Here is a 20,761-nt window from a genome sequence, read left to right on the forward strand (position 1 = left end):
CGAATGATCTTTTGTCAGGGCTGCGCCTCGCTGCGGATCGGCAGTTCAAAGCCGGGAACGGGCAGCGCGCGGCCATCGAAGAGATTGACGACGGGGCTGTCGCCCCACGCATAGCGCACCCGGCTGGCGGCGCGGCCATCGTCCTCGAGCCACACGTCCGCTCCCGAGATGCGCGCCTGCGCATAGCGGCAGCTCTCCTGCGTATCGCCGCATAGCTCGAAGCCGATGGGCGCAGCGGCGCTCCATGCGGCGAGGCTGCCCTCGATCCCTGAGAAGCTGATCCTGATGCGCCCCCGCGTGCGCAAGGCTTGCATGGGCATCGGCAAAGGCGTTCCCTGCGCGGCCATGGCCAAGCGGGCGCCGAGCAGCGCCTTATTGGCAGGGTGGATATCGGTGCGCTCGCCGATGTCGATGGCGGTCACCAAGGCGGCATTGGCATCGCTGTTGACGAAGGCGCGCTGGTCTTCACGGACGGTCGCCCAACCGGACGCTGCCGGCGCCAGTTGCGCTGGCCCGTAATTGGCAAGCTGCACCACCAGCATCCGCATGTCCTTGCCAAACTGGTGGCGCCATCCTGCCGCAAGCGCGGTGAGGCGGCGGGCATAGCCGGGCACGTCCACGTCGCTCTCGCCCTGATACCATGCAGCGCCGCGCAGGGCGATCTGCCCCAAAGGCGCGACCATGGCATTGTGCATGACGCCCAGGCCGCCATTGCCGTCCCATGGCGGGCGCGGCGGGAAGCTGGGGACGGGGGCGATGCTGTAGCGCCAGCCTTGCGCGAGGGGGACCTCAGCACCGCCTGCGATCGTCAGCTTCAACCGTTCTGGGCCGGTGGTGAAACCGCCCTTGTCCCAGCTGTTGCTGATCGCGACCATGATCTCATTATCGCCCGCATGGAGCAACGCAGGCGGGACGGCATAGCGGCGCGCCTCGTCCCAGCTGAACGTATTGCCCACCGCGCGGCCGTTGACGAAGGTCATGTCCATATCGTCGATGATGCCCAGCTCCAGCATCGCGCCGGCATTAGCCTGTGAGCCGGTCAGCCGCACGGTGCGGCGCAGCCAGACGGTGCCGGTGGCATCCTTCGCGAGCCGCGTGCCTGTCCAGTCGTTCCACACGCCGATGGCGGGCACATCCTGCCAGCTGAGGATATCCGGCTTGCGCCAGGGCTCGCTCTTCTCGGCTTCGTCCCGATACCAGCGCTCCCATTGCGGGGCGAAGGCGGTGACGGCGCCGAGCGGATCGGTGGCATGTTGGCGCAGCATTGCCAGATCGTCCTTGCCGTCCAGCGCTTCGGCGGCATCCGGTGTGAGCCAGGGTCGCAGCCGCGAGCCGCCCCAGCTCGCATGGATGAGGCCGATGGGGATCTGTTGCTGCGCCCGCAACGCCTTGCCCATGAAGTAGCAGGCAGCGGAGAATTCCGGCGTCGATTGCGGCGTCGCGGCTGTCCATGCCGTCGGGCTGCCGAAGCGCGGCGCGGGCAGGCTGGCGGTCGCCTTGGGAATTTGCAGCAGGCGCAGGCCGGGATCGCCCGACTGCATCACCACCATCGGCCCGTTCAAGGCCCGTGCGAGCGGGAACTCCATATTGGACTGGCCCGAGCACAGCCACACATCGCCGACCAGCAGATCGCGCACCGTCACAGCATTGCCATCCGCGCCCGAGAGCTGAAGCGTCAGCGGTGTTTCGCTGGCCGGGCGTGGAGGGAAGTGTAGGGTGAAGGCGCCATTGGCATCCGCCGTGGCTGCGGCCTGTTCACTGCCGAGAGTGGCGCGGATTGTCTCGCCTCGGGCGGCGGTTCCCACGATGACGATAGGCGCGTCGCGCTGGATGACGGCCTGATCCGTCCAGACCGGGGAAAGCTGAGGGGCGGCCAATGCGCCGCTGGCCGTAAGCAGACAGCCGAGCGCCAGAACAGGTCGGGCATATCCCAAGCCCCGCCTCGCGCCGCACACGCTCATCGTCCTCTCCCCACTCTTTGTTGGTAGCGTTATCATGATTGGCCGATCAGGATTCGGCAACCCCTTACAGTCAGATTTTCCGGCTCAATCCTCGAAGGCTTCCACCTGCACGCGTTGGCCGCGCAGGAAACTGTCGGCGACAATGCAGAGCGGCGCGGCGTCAACATCGCTGCGCCCATCGCGCACCAGTTCGGCGAAGCGAGCATAGAGGCCGGGATATTCAACATCGGGGCTCTCGACCGTGCCCTTGGGCAGGGAGAGCACAGCGCCGCCCTTAGCCAGATGCACAGTCCCGGCGTCGGTCTCTATGATGATGTCCCAGCTCTGCGGCCCGGTCTGGCGCCAGTCGAGATCCATGTGGATCGGCGTGCCGAGCGTGTCGGACAAGCGCAGATCGGCGGCAATCGGCGCAGCCCGGTTCTCGGGGAATTGCAGCGTGGCATCCTTGAGGAACACCGGGTTGGGCAGGATCTGCGTGAGGATCGAGAGGGCATTGATGCCGGGATCGAACACACCAAGGCCCCCCGGTTCCCAGATCCAGTCCTGCCCCGGATGCCACACCCGCACATCTTCGCGCCAGATGATCGAGACATGCTCGATCCGCCGCTCGGCAAGCCAGTGGCGCGCTGGCTCCACGCCAGCGGCATAACGCGAGTGCCAGGAGGCGAAGAGGGTGACGCCTGCCGCCTCCGCCAGACCTTGCAGCGCAATGACTTCCGACAGGGTGGCGCCGGGCGGCTTTTCGAGGAACACATGCAAACCGGCCTCGATGGCGCGGGCGGCGAGTGCATAGCGCACCTGCGGCGGCGTGCAGAGGGCTATGGCGTCCACTGCGGGGCCATCGGCGATCAGCGCCTCAAGATCGCTGAAATGCGGGACATCGACAAATCCGTCCGGATGGCGGCTGACGGTTGCGGTCAGGGCGAAATCGGGATTGGCGGCAATGGCGGGAAAATGCTGGTCGCGCGCGATCTTGCCCACGCCTTGCAGCGCGATGCGGATGGGCGTGGCGCTCATCACAGCACGCCCGGGGTGATGCGGGTTTCTGCCATGCGCGTGAGCGGATTGGAGACCGGCAGCGTGAAGGGCGCCGCGCCGATCTCGAACACGTCCCCTTCCTGCGCGCTCACGCCATCACTGAAGGACAAAGTGGCCGTGCCGAAGAAATGCACGTGCAGATCGCCCGGCCGGCGGAAGAGCGCATATTTGAAATGATGATGCTCGAGATTGGCGATGCTGTGGGACATGTTTGCCTCGCCCGAGAGGAAGGGTTTTTCCCAGATCACGTCAGCCCCCCGGCGGATGCGACTGGTCCCCTCGATATGCGCTGGCGCCGGGCCGAGCAGCAATTCCGGCCCGAGCGCGGCCTTGCGGAGCTTGGAGTGCGCCAGCCAGAGATAATTGTGCCGCTCGGTCACATGATCGCTAAACTCATTAGCAAGCGCAAAACCGAGCCGCCACGGCTTGCCGTCTGCATCGATGATGTAGATGCCGGCCAATTCCGGCTCCTCGCCGCCATCCTGCGCGAAGCCCGGCATGTCCAGCGGCTGGTGCGGTCCGAGCAACTGCGAGCCATCGCCCTTGTAGAACCATTCCGGCTGCTGGCCGATCTCGCCAAGTGCGGGCTTGCCGCCTTCCAGCCCTTCCAGGAAGATGCGCATCGAATCCGTTAGCGTTTCGGCCTTCAGCGCCTGCTTGTGCATCTTGTCCCGGCCTTCTGCGGAGCCGAGATGGGTGAGGCCGGTGCCCGTCATCAGCAGATGGGCCGGGTCTTCATGGTCGATCGGCGCGAGCAATTCGCCGGCCGAGAAGGCGGCGGCGAGATCCACAGAGGCACCTTTGGCATAATGCTGCACGGTCTCCAGTAACGACTGGCGCCGGGCGAGGGCGTCCCGCGCCAGTGCCCGGATGCTGCTGCTGCCCTGCAGCAGCCAAGCCTCGTCATCCACGGCGAGGATCACGGATCGCGCGCCGGAAGGTGCCTGATGTTGGAGCAAACGCGTGGCCATTGGACGTCCTCTTCCGTTCCTCATGCGCCGCGCGGGCGCCGGTTCGTGCTGTCTCGTCGGGGATTGCCGGCCTCAGCGACCGGCGAGCAAAGTGCCATCATACAGGCGCGGGATGCCATCCCCCAGTGCGGTATCGCGCAGCGGCTCTGGCAGCACCGACTGGGCGAGGTTCTGGTAGCTCACCGGCCGCAGGAAGCGATCGATGGCGAGGCTCCCCACCGAGGTGGTGCGGCCGTCCGACGTGGCCGGGAAGGGGCCGCCATGGACCATGGCGTGGCAGACCTCGACGCCGGTCGGCCAGCCATTGGCGAGGATACGCCCCACCTTGCGTTCCAGCACCGGCAGCAGCCGCGCAGCAAGCGGCTCATCCTCGGCGTCCATATGGAGCGTCGCGGTAAGCTGACCTTCGAGCGCCTCGAGGATCGCCACGATCTCGGCCTCATCGGCGCAGCGCACCAGGATGCCGCTGGCGCCGAATACCTCGTCGGCGAGATCGGGGTTGGCGAGGAAAGCCTCGGCGCTGGTCTGGAACAAGATGGCGCCACCGCTGGTGCCCTCACCGGGGTTGCCACTGGCCAACGTTTCGACTGCGTCATGGCCGGCCAGCGCCGCAACGCCTTTCCCATAGGCATCGCGAATGCCGGCGGTGAGCATGGTCTGTGGGGCGGCCGCTGCCACGCCCTCGGTTGCGCTGGCAATGAAGGCATCGAGCCCGTCGCCCTCCATGGTGATCAGCAGGCCCGGATTGGTGCAGAACTGGCCGGCGCCCATCGTCAGCGAGCCGACGAAGGCGGTGCCCAGCGCCGCGCCGCGCGCCTTGAGGGCCTGCGGGAGAAGCAGAACCGGATTGATGCTCGACATCTCCGCATAGACCGGGATCGGAACCGGGCGGGCCTGCGCCAACTTGACCAGCGCGAGGCCGCCGGCGCGTGAGCCGGTGAAGCCGACCGCCGTGATGCGCGGGTCTTGGACGAGCGCGGCGCCGAGTTCGTGCGACGGCCCCATGATCTGGCTGAACACGCCCGCCGGGAGATCGCAGGCCTTCACCGCCGCCGTCAGCGCCTGCGCCATCAGCGAGGCCGTGATCGGGTGGGCCGGGTGGCCCTTGACGACGACCGGGCAACCCGCCGCGAGTGCAGAGGCCGTGTCGCCACCGGCGGTCGAGAAGGCGAGGGGGAAGTTGGAGGCACCGAACACCGCCACCGGGCCGAGCGGGATCATCCGCATCCGCAGATCGGGGCGGGGCAGCGGCTGCCGGTCGGGCATGGCGGGGTCGACGCGCAACTGCTGCCACCATCCTTTGCGCACGACATCGGCGAACATGCGCAGCTGGCCCACGGTGCGTCCACGCTCGCCTTCGAGCCGGGGGCGCGGCAGGCCGCTCTCGCGCATGGCGGTTTCGATCAGGCCATCGCCCAGCGCCATGATCTCCTCGCCGCAACGCTCAAGAAAACGCGCACGATCTTCGCGGCTCGTCGCGCGATAGACCCCGAAGGCCTCCTCGGCGGACGCGCAGGCGGCGGCGACATCCTGCGGGCCGTGAACGGGCAGCGGGTCACCATAAGGCGCACCGGTTTCGGCAGTGATCGAGCGGAATTCGGTCATGAGAGACTCCCTTTATTACTCCGACATATGAGGCCGGGCGCGCAAAGGCAACGGGGCGCGGCTGCGCTCGGGAAGTTTTGTATCGCCGAATTTCCGATGCCTCCCCAGCTCGCCGGGCAATCCATAGGCAGCGCATAGCCGCTTTTTTGTTGGGCCAGACGCGCCAGTTGGCCATTCACAGCCGCTTCAGTCCTCGCTTTCAATGATAACGCTACCATGGTAGCTTCCGATCAGGCGCGGGACAAGCGGGCCATCGGGGAGGACATATGGAGCAGGGCGCGATGCAGCAATCGCTTTGGGGTGAACTGGGCCGTGTCTTGACGCCCCACGGCCCCGCCGTCCAGTCCGCTGTGAGCTTAATGCCATCCGACTACAGCGTGCACTTCTTCCTGCAGATCGCCGTCATCCTTGTGACGTGCCGGGTGGTGGGATGGCTCGGCCGCACCCTGTTTCGCCAACCGCAGGTGGTCGGGGAAATGATCGCCGGCGTCGTGCTGGGTCCGTCGCTCTTTGGCCTATTTGCGCCGGATCTGCAGGCCGCGGTTTTCCCCAAGGAAACCAGCAACGTCCTTTATGTCGGCGCGCAGCTTGGCGTGGGCCTCTATATGTTTCTGGTTGGACTGACGCTCCGGCTCGATCACGTCCGCTCGAAGGCGCGCGCCGCCGGCGCGGTGTCGGCGGCGGGCATCGCCGTGCCGTTCATGCTGGCGGCGGTGATCACCCCCTGGCTGCTGACGATCGACGGGCTGTTCACGGCCGGGGTGGGAAGGGGGAGCGCCACCTTGTTCCTCGGCGCGTGCATCGCGCTCACAGCCTTTCCCATGCTGGCGCGGATCATCAACGAGCGCGGCCTCGCCAACACGTCGCTGGGCACACTCTCGCTGACGGCGGGCGCCTTCGACGATGCCGCCTCCTGGTGCGTGCTCGCGGTCGTGCTGGCGACCTTCGGTGCCGGACCGGGCGTGGCGGTGATCGCCATTGTCGGCGCGCTGCTCTACGCGGGGCTCATGCTGCTGTGGGGCCGCCGGCTGCTCATCCCGCTCGGGCGCCTCGTGGAGGCGGAGGGCGGGCTGAGCATGACGGTCCTCGCTATCGTCCTTGCCCTGTTCAGCCTCTCGGCGTTTCTCATGGACGCGATCGGCATACACGCAATCTTCGGCGGTTTCCTGCTCGGCGCCTGTATGCCGCGCGGGCTGATTGCGCTTGAAATCAAGCGCAAGGTCGAGCCGCTGGTGGTGGTGCTGCTCTTGCCGATGTTCTTCACTTATTCCGGCCTGAACACGCGCATGGACATGGTGAACTCCGTGCAGCTGCTCCTGACGGCGCTGGCCATTCTGCTCGTCTCGGTGATCGCCAAATTCGGGGCCTGCTGGGCCGCCGCTCGGCTGGCGGGCGAGGATCATCGCACGGCGCTGGGCATCGGTGCGTTGATGAACGCCCGGGGGCTGATGGAACTCATCATCATCAACATCGGCCTGCAAAAGGGTATTATCGGTCCGACGCTGTTCGCGATGCTGGTCCTCATGGCCATCGTCACGACGGTGATGGCGGGGCCGCTGTTTGAGCTGGTCTACGGTCGGCAGGCACGGGCGCGCGGCGATCTGGCGGCGCTGGACGAGGCAAATGGTCCATCGGCCGCCATGGCCCCGGCGGAGTGACGCCGGCGCGACCGGTGTGATGCTGCGCTTGATAATGAGGGAAAGTCTGAGTGGTGACCCCTACGGGAATCGAACCCGTGTTTCAGCCGTGAAAGGGCCGCGTCCTAACCGCTAGACGAAGGGGCCATCCATGTCGGTCCGTTGCGGAGCCGTCATCAGGTCCGGCGCCTATGCCGTGGGATGGCCGGAGTGGCAACCCCAAAAAGGCGGACCGGTTCACAGAAAATGCGTCTTCCCGCCGCGCGGCTTAAGCCGGGGAGGGAGCGATAGCGTGGCTGGAAGAAAAATCCCTGGTGGAGCTGAGCGGGATCGAACCGCTGACCTCGTCATTGCGAACGACGCGCTCTCCCAACTGAGCTACAGCCCCCAGGGAGGGCTGCCTATAGGCAAGGCCCGCGCCGATTGCAATCGGGTTTTGCGTGTTGGTGGCGCGTCGCGTTGCGATAGCGACCTGAGTGTCGGATAGCACCGAAATCGCCGGTTTGCGCACCGCCAATTGGCAGGCGTGGAGACGCGTTGCCGCGTCCCCGAGCCTCCCGTCTGTATCGTCGGTAGGTTTAGTTGTTGAAGCCTACGGAGAGGAAATCCGGCATGGGGCCGTTCCATCCGTCATCCGGCTCCTGATCCGCGCGATTGCGTTGCTGCGGGGCCTTGGGACGCTCAGCGTCAGACCGGGCATCCTGGCGCCGTGGCTGGGGCTGGCGATCCTCACGGGTCTCACGCGGCGGGCGCGCATCCTCACGCGCGGGGCGTGCCTCGGGGGCGAGCGATTCGGTTTCACGATCACCCTTGGCGTCGGCGCCACGCTCACGCCGAGCGGGTGCCTTGGCAGGACGCTTGGATGCGCCTTTCGCGCCACCGCGACGATCGCGTCCGCGCCCTTCATCCTCACCATCGTCGGTGGCCTGCGTGCCCATGTCGAGGCGCGGGATTTTCGTGCCGATCAGCTTCTCGATATTCTCGACAGCTTCAGCATCGCTATTGGTGATGAAGGTGAATGCCTTGCCGGTCGCGCCGGCGCGGCCCGTGCGGCCGATGCGGTGCACATAATCGTCCGGGTGCCAGGGCGCATCGAAGTTGAAGACGTGACTGACGCCCTTGATATCGAGCCCGCGCGCGGCAACGTCGGAGGCGACAAGCAAGTTGATCTCACCGGACTTGAAGCGATCCAGCTCCGCGATGCGCGCGGCCTGATCGATATCGCCGTGGATTTCGCCAGACCGGAAGCCGTGGCGCTTGAGGCTCTTGTTCAGCTCCCGCACCATCGTCTTGCGATTGCAGAAGATGATCGCGCTTTCCGCGCTCTCGCTCCGCAGCAGCGAGCGCAGCGTCTCGCGCTTGGCCCGCTCGGCGACGGGCACCAGCATCTGCGTGATGTTGGCGCTGGCGGTGGCCGGGCGCGCTACCTCGATCGACTTGGGATTGCTCAGGAAGCGATCCGAAAGCTTCTTGATCGGCGGCGGCATCGTCGCCGAGAACAATAGCGTCTGCCGGTTCGCGGGCAGCTTGGTGCAGATATTCTCGATATCGGGGATGAAGCCCATGTCGAGCATCCGATCCGCCTCGTCGATGACCAGCAGCGAACAGCCGGTCAGCAAGATGTTGCCCCGCTCGAACAGGTCCATCAGGCGACCAGGCGTCGCGATCAGCACGTCGACGCCCTTTTCGAGCGCCTTGATTTGGTCGCCCATCGAGACGCCACCGATGAGCAACGCCATCGAAAGCTTGTGATATTTGCCGTATTTCTCGAAATTCTCGGCGACCTGCGCCGCGAGTTCGCGCGTCGGCTCGAGAATGAGGCTGCGCGGCATCCGGGCGCGGCTGCGGCCCTGAGCCAGAATGTCGATCATCGGGAGGACGAAGCTGGCCGTCTTGCCGGTGCCGGTCTGCGCGATGCCGATGATGTCCCGCATCATCAGGACGGAGGGAATTGCCTGCGCTTGAATCGGAGTCGGCTCTGAATACCCCGCCTCGCCGACGGCTTGCAGCAATTCGTTCGAAAGGCCGAGATCGGCAAAGGGCATCAGAATTCCGTGAATAGAGGGCGCGTGACTCTTTTGGATCACACGGGCAACCGCTTGCGCCATGATGAAGGCGGGCGCGGATGTCAAGATTTTCTAGGGATGCGGGCGCTCTTCGAGGCTTTGTCACGGCCCGCGTCTGCGCGACCCTAGCCTGTCCGAGGCGAAGGAGGGGATCTGGCACCACCGGGCTAGCAGCATCTAAAATAGCCTGATGGTGCCAGATCTGCCCGTTAAACGAGCTATAGACGGGTTCGTTCCGGCCTTCGAAAACTTTCTCGCTTAATTTGGCAGAGAATGGTTTTCGCTTATTAACCCTCTGAAGAATCGTCTGATTCTTCAGTGTCTTGCTGCGCGCGCCATGCGAGATATCCCACCGTCGCAGCGGTCAGTCCGACGGCAACGAGCAGGGCGGGGTGGCGGCGGACGAACCGGGCGGCCGGCGAAGCCGCGAGGCCTGAGGGCTTCATGCCGGGCACATGATCGCGCACATTCTCAACGAGGGATTTCGAGCCCTTCGAAACCTTGCGCGCTGTATCCTTCCCCAACCGGGATGCCCGGCGGCCGGCCTCGTCCGCCAGCGTTGTTGCCCTGGCAAGACCACGCTCGGCAATATCCTCCGCGCGGGAGCGAAGCGTTATGATCACGTCGCGGCCGTCTTCCAGAGGCGTGGAACGGTTTGTGCGAATGTGCATGGCTTAACTCCTCGTGATAACCTTCCTGAACCCAACGGTGGTTCGGACGGATGGTTCCTCTGTTCGCCGCGCGGGCACGGGCTCAGCAGAGGAAGGACGGGAGATAATGTGGGGTGGTTGACCGGTTTCCGCGCTTTGGGGGGGGTGAGGAGGAGCGGAAACCGGTCAAGTGACGCTGACATTATCGGGGGCAGACTAATGTCAATGCTGATCCTCAAATGCACCTGAATCGCGTTGGTTCCCGAGGTCTGCAAAAATAAATTTCTTGTGGGGAACCCTGTCGAAACCGTACATTCCGCGCACTTTTGGTGCTCCACCGCGTCATGCGGTGTTCTTGGTTGTGGGCGCTGGCTGAAATGCAGGAGACACGTTCATATGGCTCTATCCGACCTTATCGCGCGGCAACTTCCTTATCTGCGGCGATATGCTCGAATTCTGACGGGGTCTCAGTCGCTGGGTGACAGTTTCGTGCGGGAGCTTCTGGAGGCGGCTTTGGCCGATTCCAGCCTGCGCGAACAAATCTCCACATCGCGGACCGGGCTGTTCAGTGCCTTCTCACGCATCTACGCTTCCGCCGGCGCTGAGCTGTCGATGAGCGGCGGCCTCGGCTCGGATGAAGGCACGACTGCCAGCAATCGCCTGGAACTGGTGACGCCGCTGGCCCGTCAGGCGCTGCTGCTGAACGCCGTGGAAGATTTTTCGGAAAGCGAGATCGCCGAGATTCTCGACTGCCCCGAGGACGACGTTCGCGAGATGATCGACAGCGCGCTGGCGGATATCGATTCCAGCAGCCGTCTCAACGTGTTGATCATCGAGGATGAGCCGCTCATCGCGTTCCAGATCGAGGAGATCGTGACCTCCATCGGCCATGTTGCGGTGGGTACCGCTGCGACGCACGCGCAGGCGGTGGCACTGTTCGATCAGCACCGGCCGGATCTCGTGCTGGCCGATATTCAGCTGGCGGACGGCAGTTCAGGGATCGATGCGGTCAACGAGATCCTAGGCAAGTTCTCGGTTCCGGTGATCTTCATCACTGCTTTCCCGGAGCGCTTGCTCACCGGCGAACGCCCGGAGCCGACCTATCTGATCACCAAGCCTTTCAGCGACGACTTCGTTCGCGCGACGATCGGGCAGGTCGCGTTCTTCGGGTCCACGGCGCCGCTGCGTTAAGCGGCGCCATCCTTCCTGCGCAACTGGAACGATTTCGGTTTGCGCAGGGGGATATCGAACGTGCACATGAGGCCGCTCGACAAAAAGTCGATGCGGATCGGCGTTCCCAGCTCGTGGGCCAAAGCCCGCTCGATCAGGTTCAGGCCAAAGCCGCGCTTGACCGGTTCCACAACCGGCGGACCGCCGCGCTCTTCCCACGATACCGAGATCTTCTCATCTCCCACCGACCAGTGCAGATGCACTTCGCCCTGATCGGCGGACAAGGCGCCATATCGTGTCGCGTTGGTGAGCAGTTCGTGCAGTGCCAAGCCGATGGACAGCGCATCGTTGGGCGAGATTAGCACATTGGGGCCATCGGACACGATGCGGCCGCGCGCGTGGCCATGCGATCCCAACTGAGTCTCGATAAGCGCCTTGAGGTCCGTCGGTCCCCATTGCGCGCCATCCAGCAATGAGTGGCTGGCGGCCAACGCGCGCACTCGCTCCATTAGATTGTCGGCAAAGCTATTGATGTCGGTTGCGTTCCGCCGGGTCAGGGCGATGATCGACGTGACGTTAGAGAGCGAGTTCTTCACCCGGTGGTTGAGTTCGCGCACGAAGGCGGCGCGCTCCGCCTCGCGCTCGGCCTGCGCATTGACGAGCGCGACGAGATCCTCGTTGCGGCGCTGCACGAGCAGGATGTAGGCGAGTAGCAGCATCGAAAAGGAGACGCCGCCGACCAGCACGACCAGTGTGAGGGGGTAGAGCCAGTGCTCACCGGCTGGATAGAAGCGCACGGACCATTGCTGGTCGAACAGGGAGAAGCGCTGCTCCAGCGGCCTTTCCACTCTCTCGCTATCGCCGGCGGCAAAGATGCGCTCCTGCCCATCCGGGGTGGTGTCGAAAATCTCGATCCGGCCGGTTTCCAGCAGGGATGGTTTCACAGCAGCGCGAATGAATTCCTCGACCCGGATGGCGCCATAGATGAAGCCATTGACTGGGCCCTCATCACTCTGCGCGACCGGGAGCAGCACGACGATGCCGGTGTTGTGGTCGGCATGCTCGTCGATCTTCAGCTTGACCGGGTCTGTCGCCGCCATTGAGCGGGTTCGCAACGCGCGGTCGATCGCGGCCGCCCGCCGTGCGTCGCTATGGATGTCGAAGCCGAGAACGCGGCGATTGGCCAGGGAATTGGGCTCGACGATGGTGATGATATACATCGCCTGCTTCGACGGTGCGGGAGCAGGGTTGACGGCGAAGTCCTCATAACCCGCTTCTTGCATTCTTGAGGTCAGCGCCGGAAGTTCCGCGGCTGTGGTGTGGCGCGCCCAGCCAATGGCCACGACACCCGTAAAATCATAATCCTGGCGCAGCCGGGTGATGAAGTCGCGAAAGAACTCGGGGCTGACCCCGTCTGCGCTGAGAAAGAGCGCGCTGGTGGCTTGGAAATAGGCGGAACTGGCGGCTGCCTGCCGCTGCAGAGCGGCCACGATCTCCCCAGCCTGCATGACAGCGGCCGCTCGCCGCGTCCGCTCGGACGCGACTTCGACAGACCACGCGCTGGCCCCGACAAGCGTAAGCGAAAACAGGAAGACCCCGATCGGCGTCGCCCGGGGATACTCTCTTAACCAGCTATCGAAGCGTCGCTTGGCACGTTTGCCAATATCCCAATTCACCATGAACCCAAATTACCAAAGAGGTGCCAAAGCGCCGTGATCCGTTAGATCGGAACTCTTTCCCCTTGGGATCGTTCCCCCACTCGTACGCCCCCAGCGGAGATCAGTGATGGCGAATAGCGCCCTGAATGCAAAACCGAAAGATGCGGCCTTCAACACCGGGATCGATCGGCAGAATGTCGATGCGATTGCCGACAAGCTTGCCGATGCTCTGGCTGACAGTTTCTCGCTGTATCTCAAGACGCTGGGTGTACATTGGAACATCGTCGGGCCGAGCTTCTTTGGTCTGCACAAGCTGACCGAAGCCCAATATGAGGATCTGGCGCTGGCCAGCGACGCGCTGGCGGAGCGTATTCGGGCGCTTGGCCACGTCGCTCCTGCAGCCTTTGGCGACTATGCCGAGCGCAGCGTGGTGGAGAGCAGCAAGACGGTCCAGTCCTCCGCCGAGATGATTGATGCGCTGATCAAGGATAACGAAGCGGTCGCCCGGCGTCTTCGTGAGGCTGTCGCGGTCGCCGAAGAAGGCGACGATGTCTTTAGTGCAGACATGTTGACAGCTCGCATCGGAAAGCATGAGGAAAATGTCTGGATGTTGCGCGCTGTCGCGGCGTGAGCTGCGCGCCGGAACGCACATCAGTCACTTTACGAGGGGGCGGGAATTGGATTTCAGAGGTTTTGGGAACGGTTGTGCAGTCACATCTCAACAATTCTATATTCTGCGAGGCAAGTAGGGGCATGTCCAGCACGCCTGAAAAGCCCGGAAAGAACTCCGTGCAGCGCAGTGGTCGCGCAAAACCCGTTTGGGCCGAAGGCTTGAGGCGGATGTACGATGAAGTCGTCGACGAGCAATTGCCGGACGACTTTGTGGCGCTCCTCAAGAAGCTGGATAAAAGCGGTGACAGCCAGTAACATCCCGAAAAATTATGATTTTCGTACGGAGATGACCGGCGTTCTTCCGCACCTTCGCGCTTTCGCGAGAGGTTTGTGCGGTCGCCCGGACTATGCCGACGACCTCGTTCAGGAGACGATGCTCAAGGCTTGGGCCGCGCGGGATTCCTTCCAGCCCGGCACCAGCATGCGCAGTTGGACATTCGTCATTCTGCGCAACGTCTATCTGAGCGAAGCGCGACGCAACCGGTTCCGCGGCGATTATGATCCCGACCTTGCCGAAAAGCTGCTGAGCCAGCCCGCGGGGCAGGAAGATGGCCTGCACATGGGCGATCTGCGGGCCGCGATGATGCGCCTGTCGCCCGAACGTCGCGAGGCCTTGCTGCTCGTCGGGGCGGGTGGCTTCAGCTACGAGGAAGCCGCGGACATCGCCCAATGTGCGGTCGGCACGATGAAAAGCCGCGTCGCGCGCGCCCGCCGGAGCCTGGAAGACATGCTCGGCGACGAGGGTGAGAAGGGCGGGCGCTCGAAGAGCCGCGCCGTCTCTCACACGGAAATGCTGGCGGATCTCGACAAGGTCGCCAGCCTTTAACCTCGAAACAAGCGTAAAGACCCGCACTTGGTTCGGTCCATCGCAACGCTGTGGATCGCATCGGGCGGGTGCGCATAATTGCCCCGTCAATCCTTGCTAACAGGCTCGCCCTTGTCGCCACGCCCCCACGCCGTTCTTCTGGTCGAAGATAATCCGATCATCGCGATGAATACCGAAGCCCTGCTCGAAGACTTGGGCATCACGGATGTGCGGGTGGCCGCCAACCTCGCCGAAGCGCTGGCATTCGTGAACGAAGTCGCGTTCGATTTCGGGCTGCTCGATCTCAAGCTAGGCGATGAGGAAGACAGCCTTCCCGTCGCTGCCCGTCTCGCGGAAAAAGGTGTCCCGTTCGCCTTCGCAACCGGCGCGGGTGACGCGATGGACGGGGCGGAGCATCGGAACGCGGTCGCCATTCTCAAGAAGCCCTATCGCCTCGAAGACTTGCGGCGCGTGATCGAGGCGCAATTGAGCCTGTAACTTGTGTAAAGTTACGGCCGCAAGATGGGCCCATGTCGCGCCCTGCACTCGATTCAAGATGACGGCCTTTGTCAACTATTCGTTCAGCAAGAACGGAACGAATTCCTCAGACAATTGTTTTGCCTTCAACATCACTGAGGGAGACGGAATATGGGCCTTATCATTCTTCTTATTGTCGGTGGCATTGTTGGTTGGCTTGCCAGTCTGATCATGCGCACCGATGCCCAGCAGGGCATTTTGCTGAATATCGTGGTGGGTATTGTCGGTGCGGTTCTCGCCGGCTTCCTGCTGTCCCCGATCCTCGGCGCCGCCCCGATCACATCGGGCGCGATCAATCTGACCTCGATCATCGTTTCGCTGCTTGGCGCCATCGTGCTGCTCGCGATCGTCAATCTGGTTCGTCGCGGTTCGGTGCGGTAAATAGACCGACATAAACGCCAAAAAGGCGCCGGGTCTTCGATCCGGCGCCTTTTTCGTTGCCTGTTATGCTGCGGAAAGGGCGCTCTTGCGGGCTCGGCTCGCAGCCTTGCGGTTCGCCGCTTGCAGATTGGCGAGAAAGTCGGGAAGCGCCACCGGGCGACCGATATGATAGCCTTGGATGATGTCGCATTCCATCGCGGCCAGTGCCTGCAGGACATTCTCGTCCTCCACGCCCTCGGCAACCACCTGCATGTCGAGCTCATGGGCCAGCTTGATGGTGGAATTGATCAACACAGCATCGCTGCGGCTGGTGAGGATTTGCCGCACGAAGCTCTGGTCGATCTTGAGTTCGGACGCCGGCAAGCGCTTGAGATAGGATAGCGTTGATTGGCCGGTGCCATAGTCATCGATGGAGATATGCACGCCCATCGCCCGGAGCGACTCCAGTTCGGCGATGCCCTGTTCGTCCGCCATGCTGGCCGATTCTGTAATCTCCAGCGTAAGATTTTCGGCAGGCATTCCGTAGGTATCTAGCAGCAGGCGAAGTGGCGCCTCCAGCTTGTTCTTGCCGACCATGCGCATGGAGAGATTGACTGCGACCGAGAGATTGAGCGGCGCGAAGTCGGCAATGGCGCGTTCGAGCACATAGAGCGTTAGCCGCTCGATCCGCCCTGCATCCTCGATGGCGCGGACGAACCGGTCCGGCCGGATAAAGCCGCGCTCGGGGTGAATCCAGCGGATCAGCGCTTCGGCGCTGGTGATGCGATTGCCGTGCAGGTCCAGCTTGGGCTGGTAAGCGACCCACACATCGCCGCGGCGCAATGCCTGCTCGAACTCGTTGAGGATGGAGAGCTTCCAGAACAGCTCGTCCTCCTCGGTCTCATAGCGCTCCCACAAGATGCCGCGATTGGTGGCGTTGGTCGCCGCGAGGACTGCCTTAGGAATGGCTTCGGACACGCTCATGTCCGGCTTGTCGCAAAAGCCGGCGTGCAGGGTGATGTCGACCGTGAGCTGTTCGACCTGAACCCCCGGCGCGAACAGCGCTTCCAGACCCTCGAGACTGTCGACCACCTGCGGCACATCCTCCCGGCTCCGCCAGGCAAAGCTGTGATTGTCGATCTGGTAGATCCGCTCGTGGCCTGCGGCGAGGATGAGGCGGTCGCGAATCTTGGCGAGCAGCGTGCCCTGCGCCGCGAGGCCAAGCAGCGCCGTCGTTTCCACATAATTGCGCAGGCTGACAACGATCGTCACGCCTTCTTCGCCCTCGTTGAGAACCATGGCGGCCAGATTTGGGAGCCCCGCTTCAGCCGACTTGGTGCTGCGATCCAGCAAGGCCTGCGCGACACTGAGGAGCGACTGTGCGACCAGCGCCGCGACCAGCGTAAGGATCGCCGGGCCGACATCCGGCCGCCAGAGGGTCAGATGTTCCGTGTAAATCTGCGCGGGCACCAGCCCTATGGTTCCGGCCAGATAGAGCGGATAACGAAAGCGGGGCTTGAGCAGGAAGGAGAGGCCGATCAGCGCCAGCGCGAGTAGCATGGCCGGCCACGGCCCCACCTCGACCGGCAGTCCGGCGATCAGCGTTTCCGCTGCGGCGGCAAAGACATAAAGGCTGGAGAGCTTCTCGTGATAGGGGACGTTGAACTGGTCGCCGAAGCCGAAGGCATCGATGCCGACCAGGACCTTCTTGCCCTTGAAAAAGTCCTTGGGGAATTTGCCGGCCAGCACGTCCGAATAGGAAATATGGTCGATCTGGTTCCACCAATAGGACCAATCGATGGGGAAGGAGCCTTCCCCCGGATAGTTGGTGCCGGCAAGCGCCTGGGAAATATCGCGCAATTCCGTACCCAGGACCGGAGCATTGAGCACCAGTCGCCGATAATATTGGTCGGGATCGCTATGCAGCCACACGTTGACGGGCGTGACATAGGGCAGCAACGCCTCCGTCGGCAGCGCCTCGTAGGTTGCCCGCCCATTGGAGCGATTTTCCAGCAGTGCGGCCAGATAGACATCGGCCTTCGAGGCCGCGAGTGCCTTGATGAGCCGGTCGTCCTGCGCAGGGTCCGCTGCAGGTTGGTCGAAAATAATATTGGAGACGATGCGCTCGGCGCCTGCGCGATTCAGGGCATCGATCAGCTCGCCATGGCGCCCGCGCGGCCAGGGCCACGTGCCCAGCGCCTTGATGCTGGGCGTGTCGATCTTAACGATAACCAGCTCGCCGCTCGGCTGCTTGGGAAAGTGCTGGTAGCGCTCGGTGCGCGTCAAATTGTCCAGCGACGTGCCGGCGCCACTCATCATCACGATCATGCCGATGAGGCACGCCGCGGCGAGGATGAGGCTGCGAGCCGACCGGGTCAGTCTCGCAAGGAGGCGCAATCGCAACATGGGTCCACACTCGGGCGGTTCAGTCGCCAGTGGACGTCAATGTCAGGAAACTGTGAACAAGTTGTTCACAAGAGATGGAAAGGCTTGTGCGAGGGGACAGGCAGGGAGGTGCGGCGGCGGTCTTCGAGAGCTTGGGCCGACTGTTCGTCGCGACGCGCTGGTGTACCGTCTGTGGTGTGAAACCGGCGTTCTGCTTGCTCTAGCTTGTCGTCGACCGCGGCTGACTATCGCTCGTGACCACCCCGTTCTCCACCCTGATCACCCTGTCGGCGGCGGCAATCGTCTCCGGCCGATGCGCGATAATGAGTCGGGTGATGCCCAATGCAGCGACGGCGCGATTAACCATGGCCTCATGCTCCAGGTCGAGATGGGCGGTGCCTTCATCCAGCAGTAGCAGTGCCGGCTCACGATAGAGCGCGCGGGCAAGGAGGATGCGCTGTTTCTGTCCGCCGGACAGGGTTGAGCCCATATCCCCGACCAGCGTCTCGGTCCGCATCGGCATCGCCTCAATGTCCTCCAGAATGGCAGCGGCTTTGAGGCAATCCCGCAGGCGATCAGGGTCGATCTCCCCAAATGCCGCGACATTATCGGCGATGGACCCAGCATAGAGGACGTCGTCCTGCAGCACCGCAGCGACATACTGGCGAAAGGCGCGGCGGCCGAACTGCGGCAGTGGCTGGCCGTCGATCAGCACCTGCCCCTTGGTCGGATCGATCAGGCCAAGGATGATCTTGGCGAGGGTCGTCTTGCCGCTGCCGGAAGCGCCGGTGATCGCGACATGATCGCCCGGCTTGATGACGAGATCGACGCCCCGCAGCACAGGCGGATCGTGCGGGCCGTAGGCAAAATGCACATCGCGCAGTTCTATCCGGCCGGAGAAGTCGGCGTGGTTCAGTGGTTCGGCAAAGCCCGCATCGTCCTCGCTCTGCACAATGTCCGCGAGCTGATCGAGATGGAGTTCGAGCAAGCGGAGCTTGACGCCTTCATCCAGCAGCGATTGGCCAGCTTGCACAAATTGCGTGCGAAAGGCCAGATAGGCGAACAGGGTGCCGAGCGTGATGGCACCATCCATATTGGCGCGCATGGCGACGAAAATCACTATCACCAGTTCCAGAGCGGGGATCATCGTCTTGGCGGTCTCGTGCCAGGCCTTGACGCGCTCGTGCTGGTAGCGCGCGCCGAGCGCCTCGGTCAGTCGGTTCTGCCAGTAGCTGTGGCGCATCGCTTCGCGGCCGGCGAGGCGCAGCGTGACCATGCCGCGCAAGGTCTCGATGAGCGTGCCCTGTTCGCGGGCGAGGGCCTTCACATATTCCGCCTCACGCTGTTTCTCGCGTGCGAGCAAGGCCAGCCGAACGCCGGAATAAAGGACGAGCCCGACCAGCGTGATCGGTGCCAGTTCGGGCGCGATCAGGAACATCATCACTAGGGTGAGGACCGAGAGCGTGCCATCGATCAACGCGAGCGGCGCGCTTTCGATGAGGAAGCGCTGGATCGGCAGTACGGATTGCACGCGGGTGAGGATGTCTCCCACCTTGCGCTTCTCGAACCAGGCGATGGGCAGGCGGAAGAGGTGGCGGACGATGTTGGAAGTGATGCCGAAAGAGAGCAGAGCGCCTGACGACAGCAGCACATATTTACGCAGCAGCGCCGCGCCGGCACCAATGAGCGCGAGCGCGCCAAATCCCAGCGCCAGCGTGAGCAGCAGGCCGCCGTCCTGCGCAGGCAGAACCTCATCGACGGCGGTGCGCAGATAGAAGGGGCTGGCGAGAATGAAGATCTGCATGACGATGGAGAGGATGACCGTCTGCGCAAAGGTGCGGCGTGCGCCCGTCATGCCGCTCCACAGATCGCGGAAGCGCAGGCGCCGCCTGGCCCGGACGGACTGGAAGTCCTGCGAGGGGCGCAGTTCCAGCGCGACGCCGCTGAAATGGCGTCCCAGTTCGTCGAACTTGTACCAACGCGCGATGCCCACCGGGTCGACGACATAGGCACGGCCCGGCTCGACGCGTTCGAGCACGACAAAGTGGTTCAGATCCCAGTGCAGGATGGCGGGCAGATGCAGAAGATGCAGGCCGGCCAGATCGAGCTTCAGCGGGCGCGGCAGCAGCTGCATGTCGTCCGCAGTCTGCATCAGTTGACGCAGCGTCATGCCCCGCGCGCTCACGCCAAAGCGCTGGCGCAGGGCATTGAGATCAAGCTCATGCCCGTGCCAGTTGGCGACCATTGCCAGCGAGGCGAGACCGCATTCCGCCGCCTCGGTCTGCAGGATCTGGCGAATGCGCCGCCGGCCCATGATTTTGGCAATCAGCGCGTTCATCTAGGACTCGCTGCGGGGAAGGACCGGCGCGAACAGCCAGCGCCACAGGCGGACCCGTTCGATGAGGATAGTCGCGGTGACAGGCTGTCCGTCAATGGCCCTGACCCTGAGGTTGCCCGGCTCTGCGCCTGGCGCTGTCAGATGGATCTCGACCGGCACCGTTGTTTCGCCGGGGTCCATGCGCGTCGCGATCGCCGCAATCGTGCCGCTCAGCGTCGTTGCGTCGGCAGCGCTGCCGCCAGCGAGCGAGACCCGGGCTTGTTGGCCTTGATGAACATCCTTGATCTGGGCGAGCGGCACGGTGACGCGGGCCGTCCATTCCGGCGAGGGGCGCGCTGCGGGTTGGGAAGGGGAGGGCGACGGCGTGTCTGACATGTGCAGGCTTCCCTCGGCCTTGATGGTCCGGCTGAAGCTGCCGAACGCGAGACAGGCTACACCGGCACAGACCAGACCAAGCAACAGCCAGCCGATGGCCTGCCAACGCAGTGGAGGGACGAGGAAAATGTCCCCGTGCAGTCGGTTGTGATGATCGAGTGCTTGTCGCCTGAAGAGTGGCATCCGGTCCCCCTGAGCGGCTTTCTAGGATGCTCTGCTGTGCCGAGGCGATGAAAAAATGCCGTTTCAGGTTATGACAAATAAAAACCGGGCGGACGATCGCATATTCGCGCGCGCCCCCCCGGCCATAAGATCAATCTGATCGTGGTGACCAGAAGCGACTGACAAATCAGCCGCGAATGCCACCGCTCGATTCGTGGCTCGGACCACCGCCCGCAACCAGATCGACTTCCTGCTCGCTGAGTTCTTCAACGATCACTTCGTTTACCATCGACGACTCCTGTATTTGGTCGGATCACCCGACCTCGAGGACAATAAACTATGGTTAACAAGACGTAAACCAAGTTTACCTT

At 63.6% G+C, this 20,761-nt stretch carries 17 protein-coding genes and 2 tRNA genes; 7 read left to right on the plus strand and 12 right to left on the minus strand.

All coding sequences use genetic code 11. From position 1 onward, the window contains the following. Nucleotides 1-14: 14 nt before the first annotated feature. The 4 genes from M2332_RS16105 to M2332_RS16120 all read right to left on the minus strand — a co-directional run bounded on the left by M2332_RS16105 (nucleotide 15) and on the right by M2332_RS16120 (nucleotide 5,575). Nucleotides 15-1,934, minus strand: a complete 1,920-nt coding sequence (locus tag M2332_RS16105) for a sialate O-acetylesterase (protein WP_264574837.1) — start codon at nucleotides 1,932-1,934, stop codon at nucleotides 15-17. A gap of 111 nt (nucleotides 1,935-2,045) precedes the next feature. Beyond that, nucleotides 2,046-2,978, minus strand: a complete 933-nt coding sequence (locus M2332_RS16110) for a Gfo/Idh/MocA family protein (RefSeq protein ID WP_264574838.1) — start codon at nucleotides 2,976-2,978, stop codon at nucleotides 2,046-2,048. Further along, entirely contained in the window at nucleotides 2,978-3,970 is a 993-nt protein-coding gene (gene araD1, locus M2332_RS16115) for an AraD1 family protein (protein WP_264574839.1), read from the minus strand. Before araD1 ends, M2332_RS16110 begins: the two co-directional genes overlap by 1 nt. A 72-nt stretch (nucleotides 3,971-4,042) precedes the next feature. After that, nucleotides 4,043-5,575: an aldehyde dehydrogenase (NADP(+)) gene (locus M2332_RS16120; RefSeq protein ID WP_264574840.1), complete on the minus strand. Its 1,533-nt coding sequence runs from the start codon at nucleotides 5,573-5,575 to the stop codon at nucleotides 4,043-4,045. A gap of 281 nt (nucleotides 5,576-5,856) precedes the next feature. On the opposite strand from M2332_RS16120, the gene M2332_RS16125 reads away from it, so the two are divergent. Beyond that, nucleotides 5,857-7,233 carry a cation:proton antiporter gene (locus M2332_RS16125; protein WP_264574841.1) on the plus strand — a complete coding sequence of 459 codons (1,377 nt, stop codon included), beginning with the start codon at nucleotides 5,857-5,859 and terminating at the stop codon, nucleotides 7,231-7,233. 51 nt (nucleotides 7,234-7,284) lie between these two features. Here the strand turns inward: M2332_RS16125 and M2332_RS16130 are convergent. From M2332_RS16130 to M2332_RS16145, 4 genes are all read right to left on the minus strand, one after another. Further along, nucleotides 7,285-7,359 (minus strand) — tRNA-Glu (locus M2332_RS16130). Nucleotides 7,360-7,524: 165 nt separating this feature from the next. After that, a tRNA-Ala gene (locus tag M2332_RS16135) sits at nucleotides 7,525-7,600 on the minus strand. A 190-nt stretch (nucleotides 7,601-7,790) separates the two neighbouring features. Next, on the minus strand, nucleotides 7,791-9,257 hold the full coding sequence (locus M2332_RS16140) for a DEAD/DEAH box helicase (RefSeq protein WP_264574842.1): 1,467 nt from the start codon (nucleotides 9,255-9,257) through the stop codon (nucleotides 7,791-7,793). A gap of 308 nt (nucleotides 9,258-9,565) precedes the next feature. Then, nucleotides 9,566-9,949, minus strand: a complete 384-nt coding sequence (locus M2332_RS16145; RefSeq protein ID WP_264574843.1) for a hypothetical protein — start codon at nucleotides 9,947-9,949, stop codon at nucleotides 9,566-9,568. 375 nt (nucleotides 9,950-10,324) lie between these two features. Here M2332_RS16145 and M2332_RS16150 point away from each other — a divergent pair, with 375 nt between their 5' ends. Further along, nucleotides 10,325-11,119, plus strand: coding sequence for a response regulator (locus M2332_RS16150; RefSeq protein ID WP_264574992.1), 795 nt, complete (start codon nucleotides 10,325-10,327; stop codon nucleotides 11,117-11,119). On the opposite strand, the gene M2332_RS16155 is transcribed toward M2332_RS16150, so the two are convergent. Beyond that, nucleotides 11,116-12,777 (minus strand): CHASE domain-containing protein, encoded by a 1,662-nt coding sequence (locus M2332_RS16155; RefSeq protein WP_264574844.1) that lies wholly within the window; start codon nucleotides 12,775-12,777, stop codon nucleotides 11,116-11,118. The two genes, M2332_RS16150 and M2332_RS16155, sit on opposite strands and share 4 nt — an antisense overlap. A 106-nt stretch (nucleotides 12,778-12,883) precedes the next feature. Between M2332_RS16155 and M2332_RS16160 the strand changes: the two genes are divergently transcribed. The 5 genes from M2332_RS16160 to M2332_RS16180 all read left to right on the plus strand — a co-directional run bounded on the left by M2332_RS16160 (nucleotide 12,884) and on the right by M2332_RS16180 (nucleotide 15,151). Beyond that, a complete protein-coding gene (locus tag M2332_RS16160; RefSeq protein ID WP_264574845.1) occupies nucleotides 12,884-13,387 on the plus strand; it encodes a Dps family protein in 504 nt (167 codons plus the stop codon). 122 nt (nucleotides 13,388-13,509) lie between these two features. Further along, on the plus strand, nucleotides 13,510-13,683 hold the full coding sequence (locus M2332_RS16165; RefSeq protein ID WP_264569909.1) for a NepR family anti-sigma factor: 174 nt from the start codon (nucleotides 13,510-13,512) through the stop codon (nucleotides 13,681-13,683). 31 nt (nucleotides 13,684-13,714) lie between these two features. Further along, on the plus strand, nucleotides 13,715-14,254 hold the full coding sequence (locus M2332_RS16170) for a sigma-70 family RNA polymerase sigma factor (RefSeq protein WP_264572220.1): 540 nt from the start codon (nucleotides 13,715-13,717) through the stop codon (nucleotides 14,252-14,254). Nucleotides 14,255-14,365: 111 nt separating this feature from the next. Beyond that, nucleotides 14,366-14,731 (plus strand): response regulator, encoded by a 366-nt coding sequence (locus tag M2332_RS16175; protein ID WP_264574846.1) that lies wholly within the window; start codon nucleotides 14,366-14,368, stop codon nucleotides 14,729-14,731. Nucleotides 14,732-14,881: 150 nt separating this feature from the next. Continuing rightward, nucleotides 14,882-15,151 (plus strand): GlsB/YeaQ/YmgE family stress response membrane protein, encoded by a 270-nt coding sequence (locus tag M2332_RS16180; protein ID WP_264574847.1) that lies wholly within the window; start codon nucleotides 14,882-14,884, stop codon nucleotides 15,149-15,151. Nucleotides 15,152-15,214: 63 nt separating this feature from the next. Here the strand turns inward: M2332_RS16180 and M2332_RS16185 are convergent, their stop codons facing one another. The 3 genes from M2332_RS16185 to M2332_RS16195 form a co-directional block, all read right to left on the minus strand. Further along, entirely contained in the window at nucleotides 15,215-17,536 is a 2,322-nt protein-coding gene (locus M2332_RS16185) for an EAL domain-containing protein (RefSeq protein ID WP_264574848.1), read from the minus strand. Nucleotides 17,537-17,735: 199 nt separating this feature from the next. After that, a complete protein-coding gene (locus M2332_RS16190) occupies nucleotides 17,736-19,829 on the minus strand; it encodes a peptidase domain-containing ABC transporter (protein WP_264574849.1) in 2,094 nt (697 codons plus the stop codon). A gap of 24 nt (nucleotides 19,830-19,853) precedes the next feature. Next, entirely contained in the window at nucleotides 19,854-20,411 is a 558-nt protein-coding gene (locus M2332_RS16195; RefSeq protein WP_264574850.1) for an HlyD family secretion protein, read from the minus strand. Nucleotides 20,412-20,761: the final 350 nt, after the last annotated feature.

It is taken from the genome of Sphingobium sp. B11D3A (assembly GCF_025961695.1).
Taxonomy (GTDB): domain Bacteria; phylum Pseudomonadota; class Alphaproteobacteria; order Sphingomonadales; family Sphingomonadaceae; genus Sphingobium.

What these genes read in the sequence shown, in the direction of transcription:
- M2332_RS16150 (WP_264574992.1), top strand. Translation starts at nt 10,325, where the DNA reads ATGGCTCTATCCGACCTTATCGCGCGGCAACTTCCTTATCTGCGGCGA.
- araD1 (WP_264574839.1), bottom strand. Translation starts at nt 3,970, where the DNA reads ATGGCCACGCGTTTGCTCCAACATCAGGCACCTTCCGGCGCGCGATCC.
- M2332_RS16170 (WP_264572220.1), top strand. Translation starts at nt 13,715, where the DNA reads ATGACCGGCGTTCTTCCGCACCTTCGCGCTTTCGCGAGAGGTTTGTGC.
- M2332_RS16140 (WP_264574842.1), bottom strand. Translation starts at nt 9,257, where the DNA reads ATGCCCTTTGCCGATCTCGGCCTTTCGAACGAATTGCTGCAAGCCGTC.
- M2332_RS16190 (WP_264574849.1), bottom strand. Translation starts at nt 19,829, where the DNA reads ATGGGCCGGCGGCGCATTCGCCAGATCCTGCAGACCGAGGCGGCGGAA.
- M2332_RS16180 (WP_264574847.1), top strand. Translation starts at nt 14,882, where the DNA reads ATGGGCCTTATCATTCTTCTTATTGTCGGTGGCATTGTTGGTTGGCTT.
- M2332_RS16195 (WP_264574850.1), bottom strand. Translation starts at nt 20,411, where the DNA reads ATGCCACTCTTCAGGCGACAAGCACTCGATCATCACAACCGACTGCAC.
- M2332_RS16110 (WP_264574838.1), bottom strand. Translation starts at nt 2,978, where the DNA reads ATGAGCGCCACGCCCATCCGCATCGCGCTGCAAGGCGTGGGCAAGATC.
- M2332_RS16160 (WP_264574845.1), top strand. Translation starts at nt 12,884, where the DNA reads ATGGCGAATAGCGCCCTGAATGCAAAACCGAAAGATGCGGCCTTCAAC.
- M2332_RS16185 (WP_264574848.1), bottom strand. Translation starts at nt 17,536, where the DNA reads ATGTTGCGATTGCGCCTCCTTGCGAGACTGACCCGGTCGGCTCGCAGC.
- M2332_RS16120 (WP_264574840.1), bottom strand. Translation starts at nt 5,575, where the DNA reads ATGACCGAATTCCGCTCGATCACTGCCGAAACCGGTGCGCCTTATGGT.
- M2332_RS16145 (WP_264574843.1), bottom strand. Translation starts at nt 9,949, where the DNA reads ATGCACATTCGCACAAACCGTTCCACGCCTCTGGAAGACGGCCGCGAC.
- M2332_RS16155 (WP_264574844.1), bottom strand. Translation starts at nt 12,777, where the DNA reads ATGGTGAATTGGGATATTGGCAAACGTGCCAAGCGACGCTTCGATAGC.
- M2332_RS16125 (WP_264574841.1), top strand. Translation starts at nt 5,857, where the DNA reads ATGCAGCAATCGCTTTGGGGTGAACTGGGCCGTGTCTTGACGCCCCAC.
- M2332_RS16165 (WP_264569909.1), top strand. Translation starts at nt 13,510, where the DNA reads ATGTCCAGCACGCCTGAAAAGCCCGGAAAGAACTCCGTGCAGCGCAGT.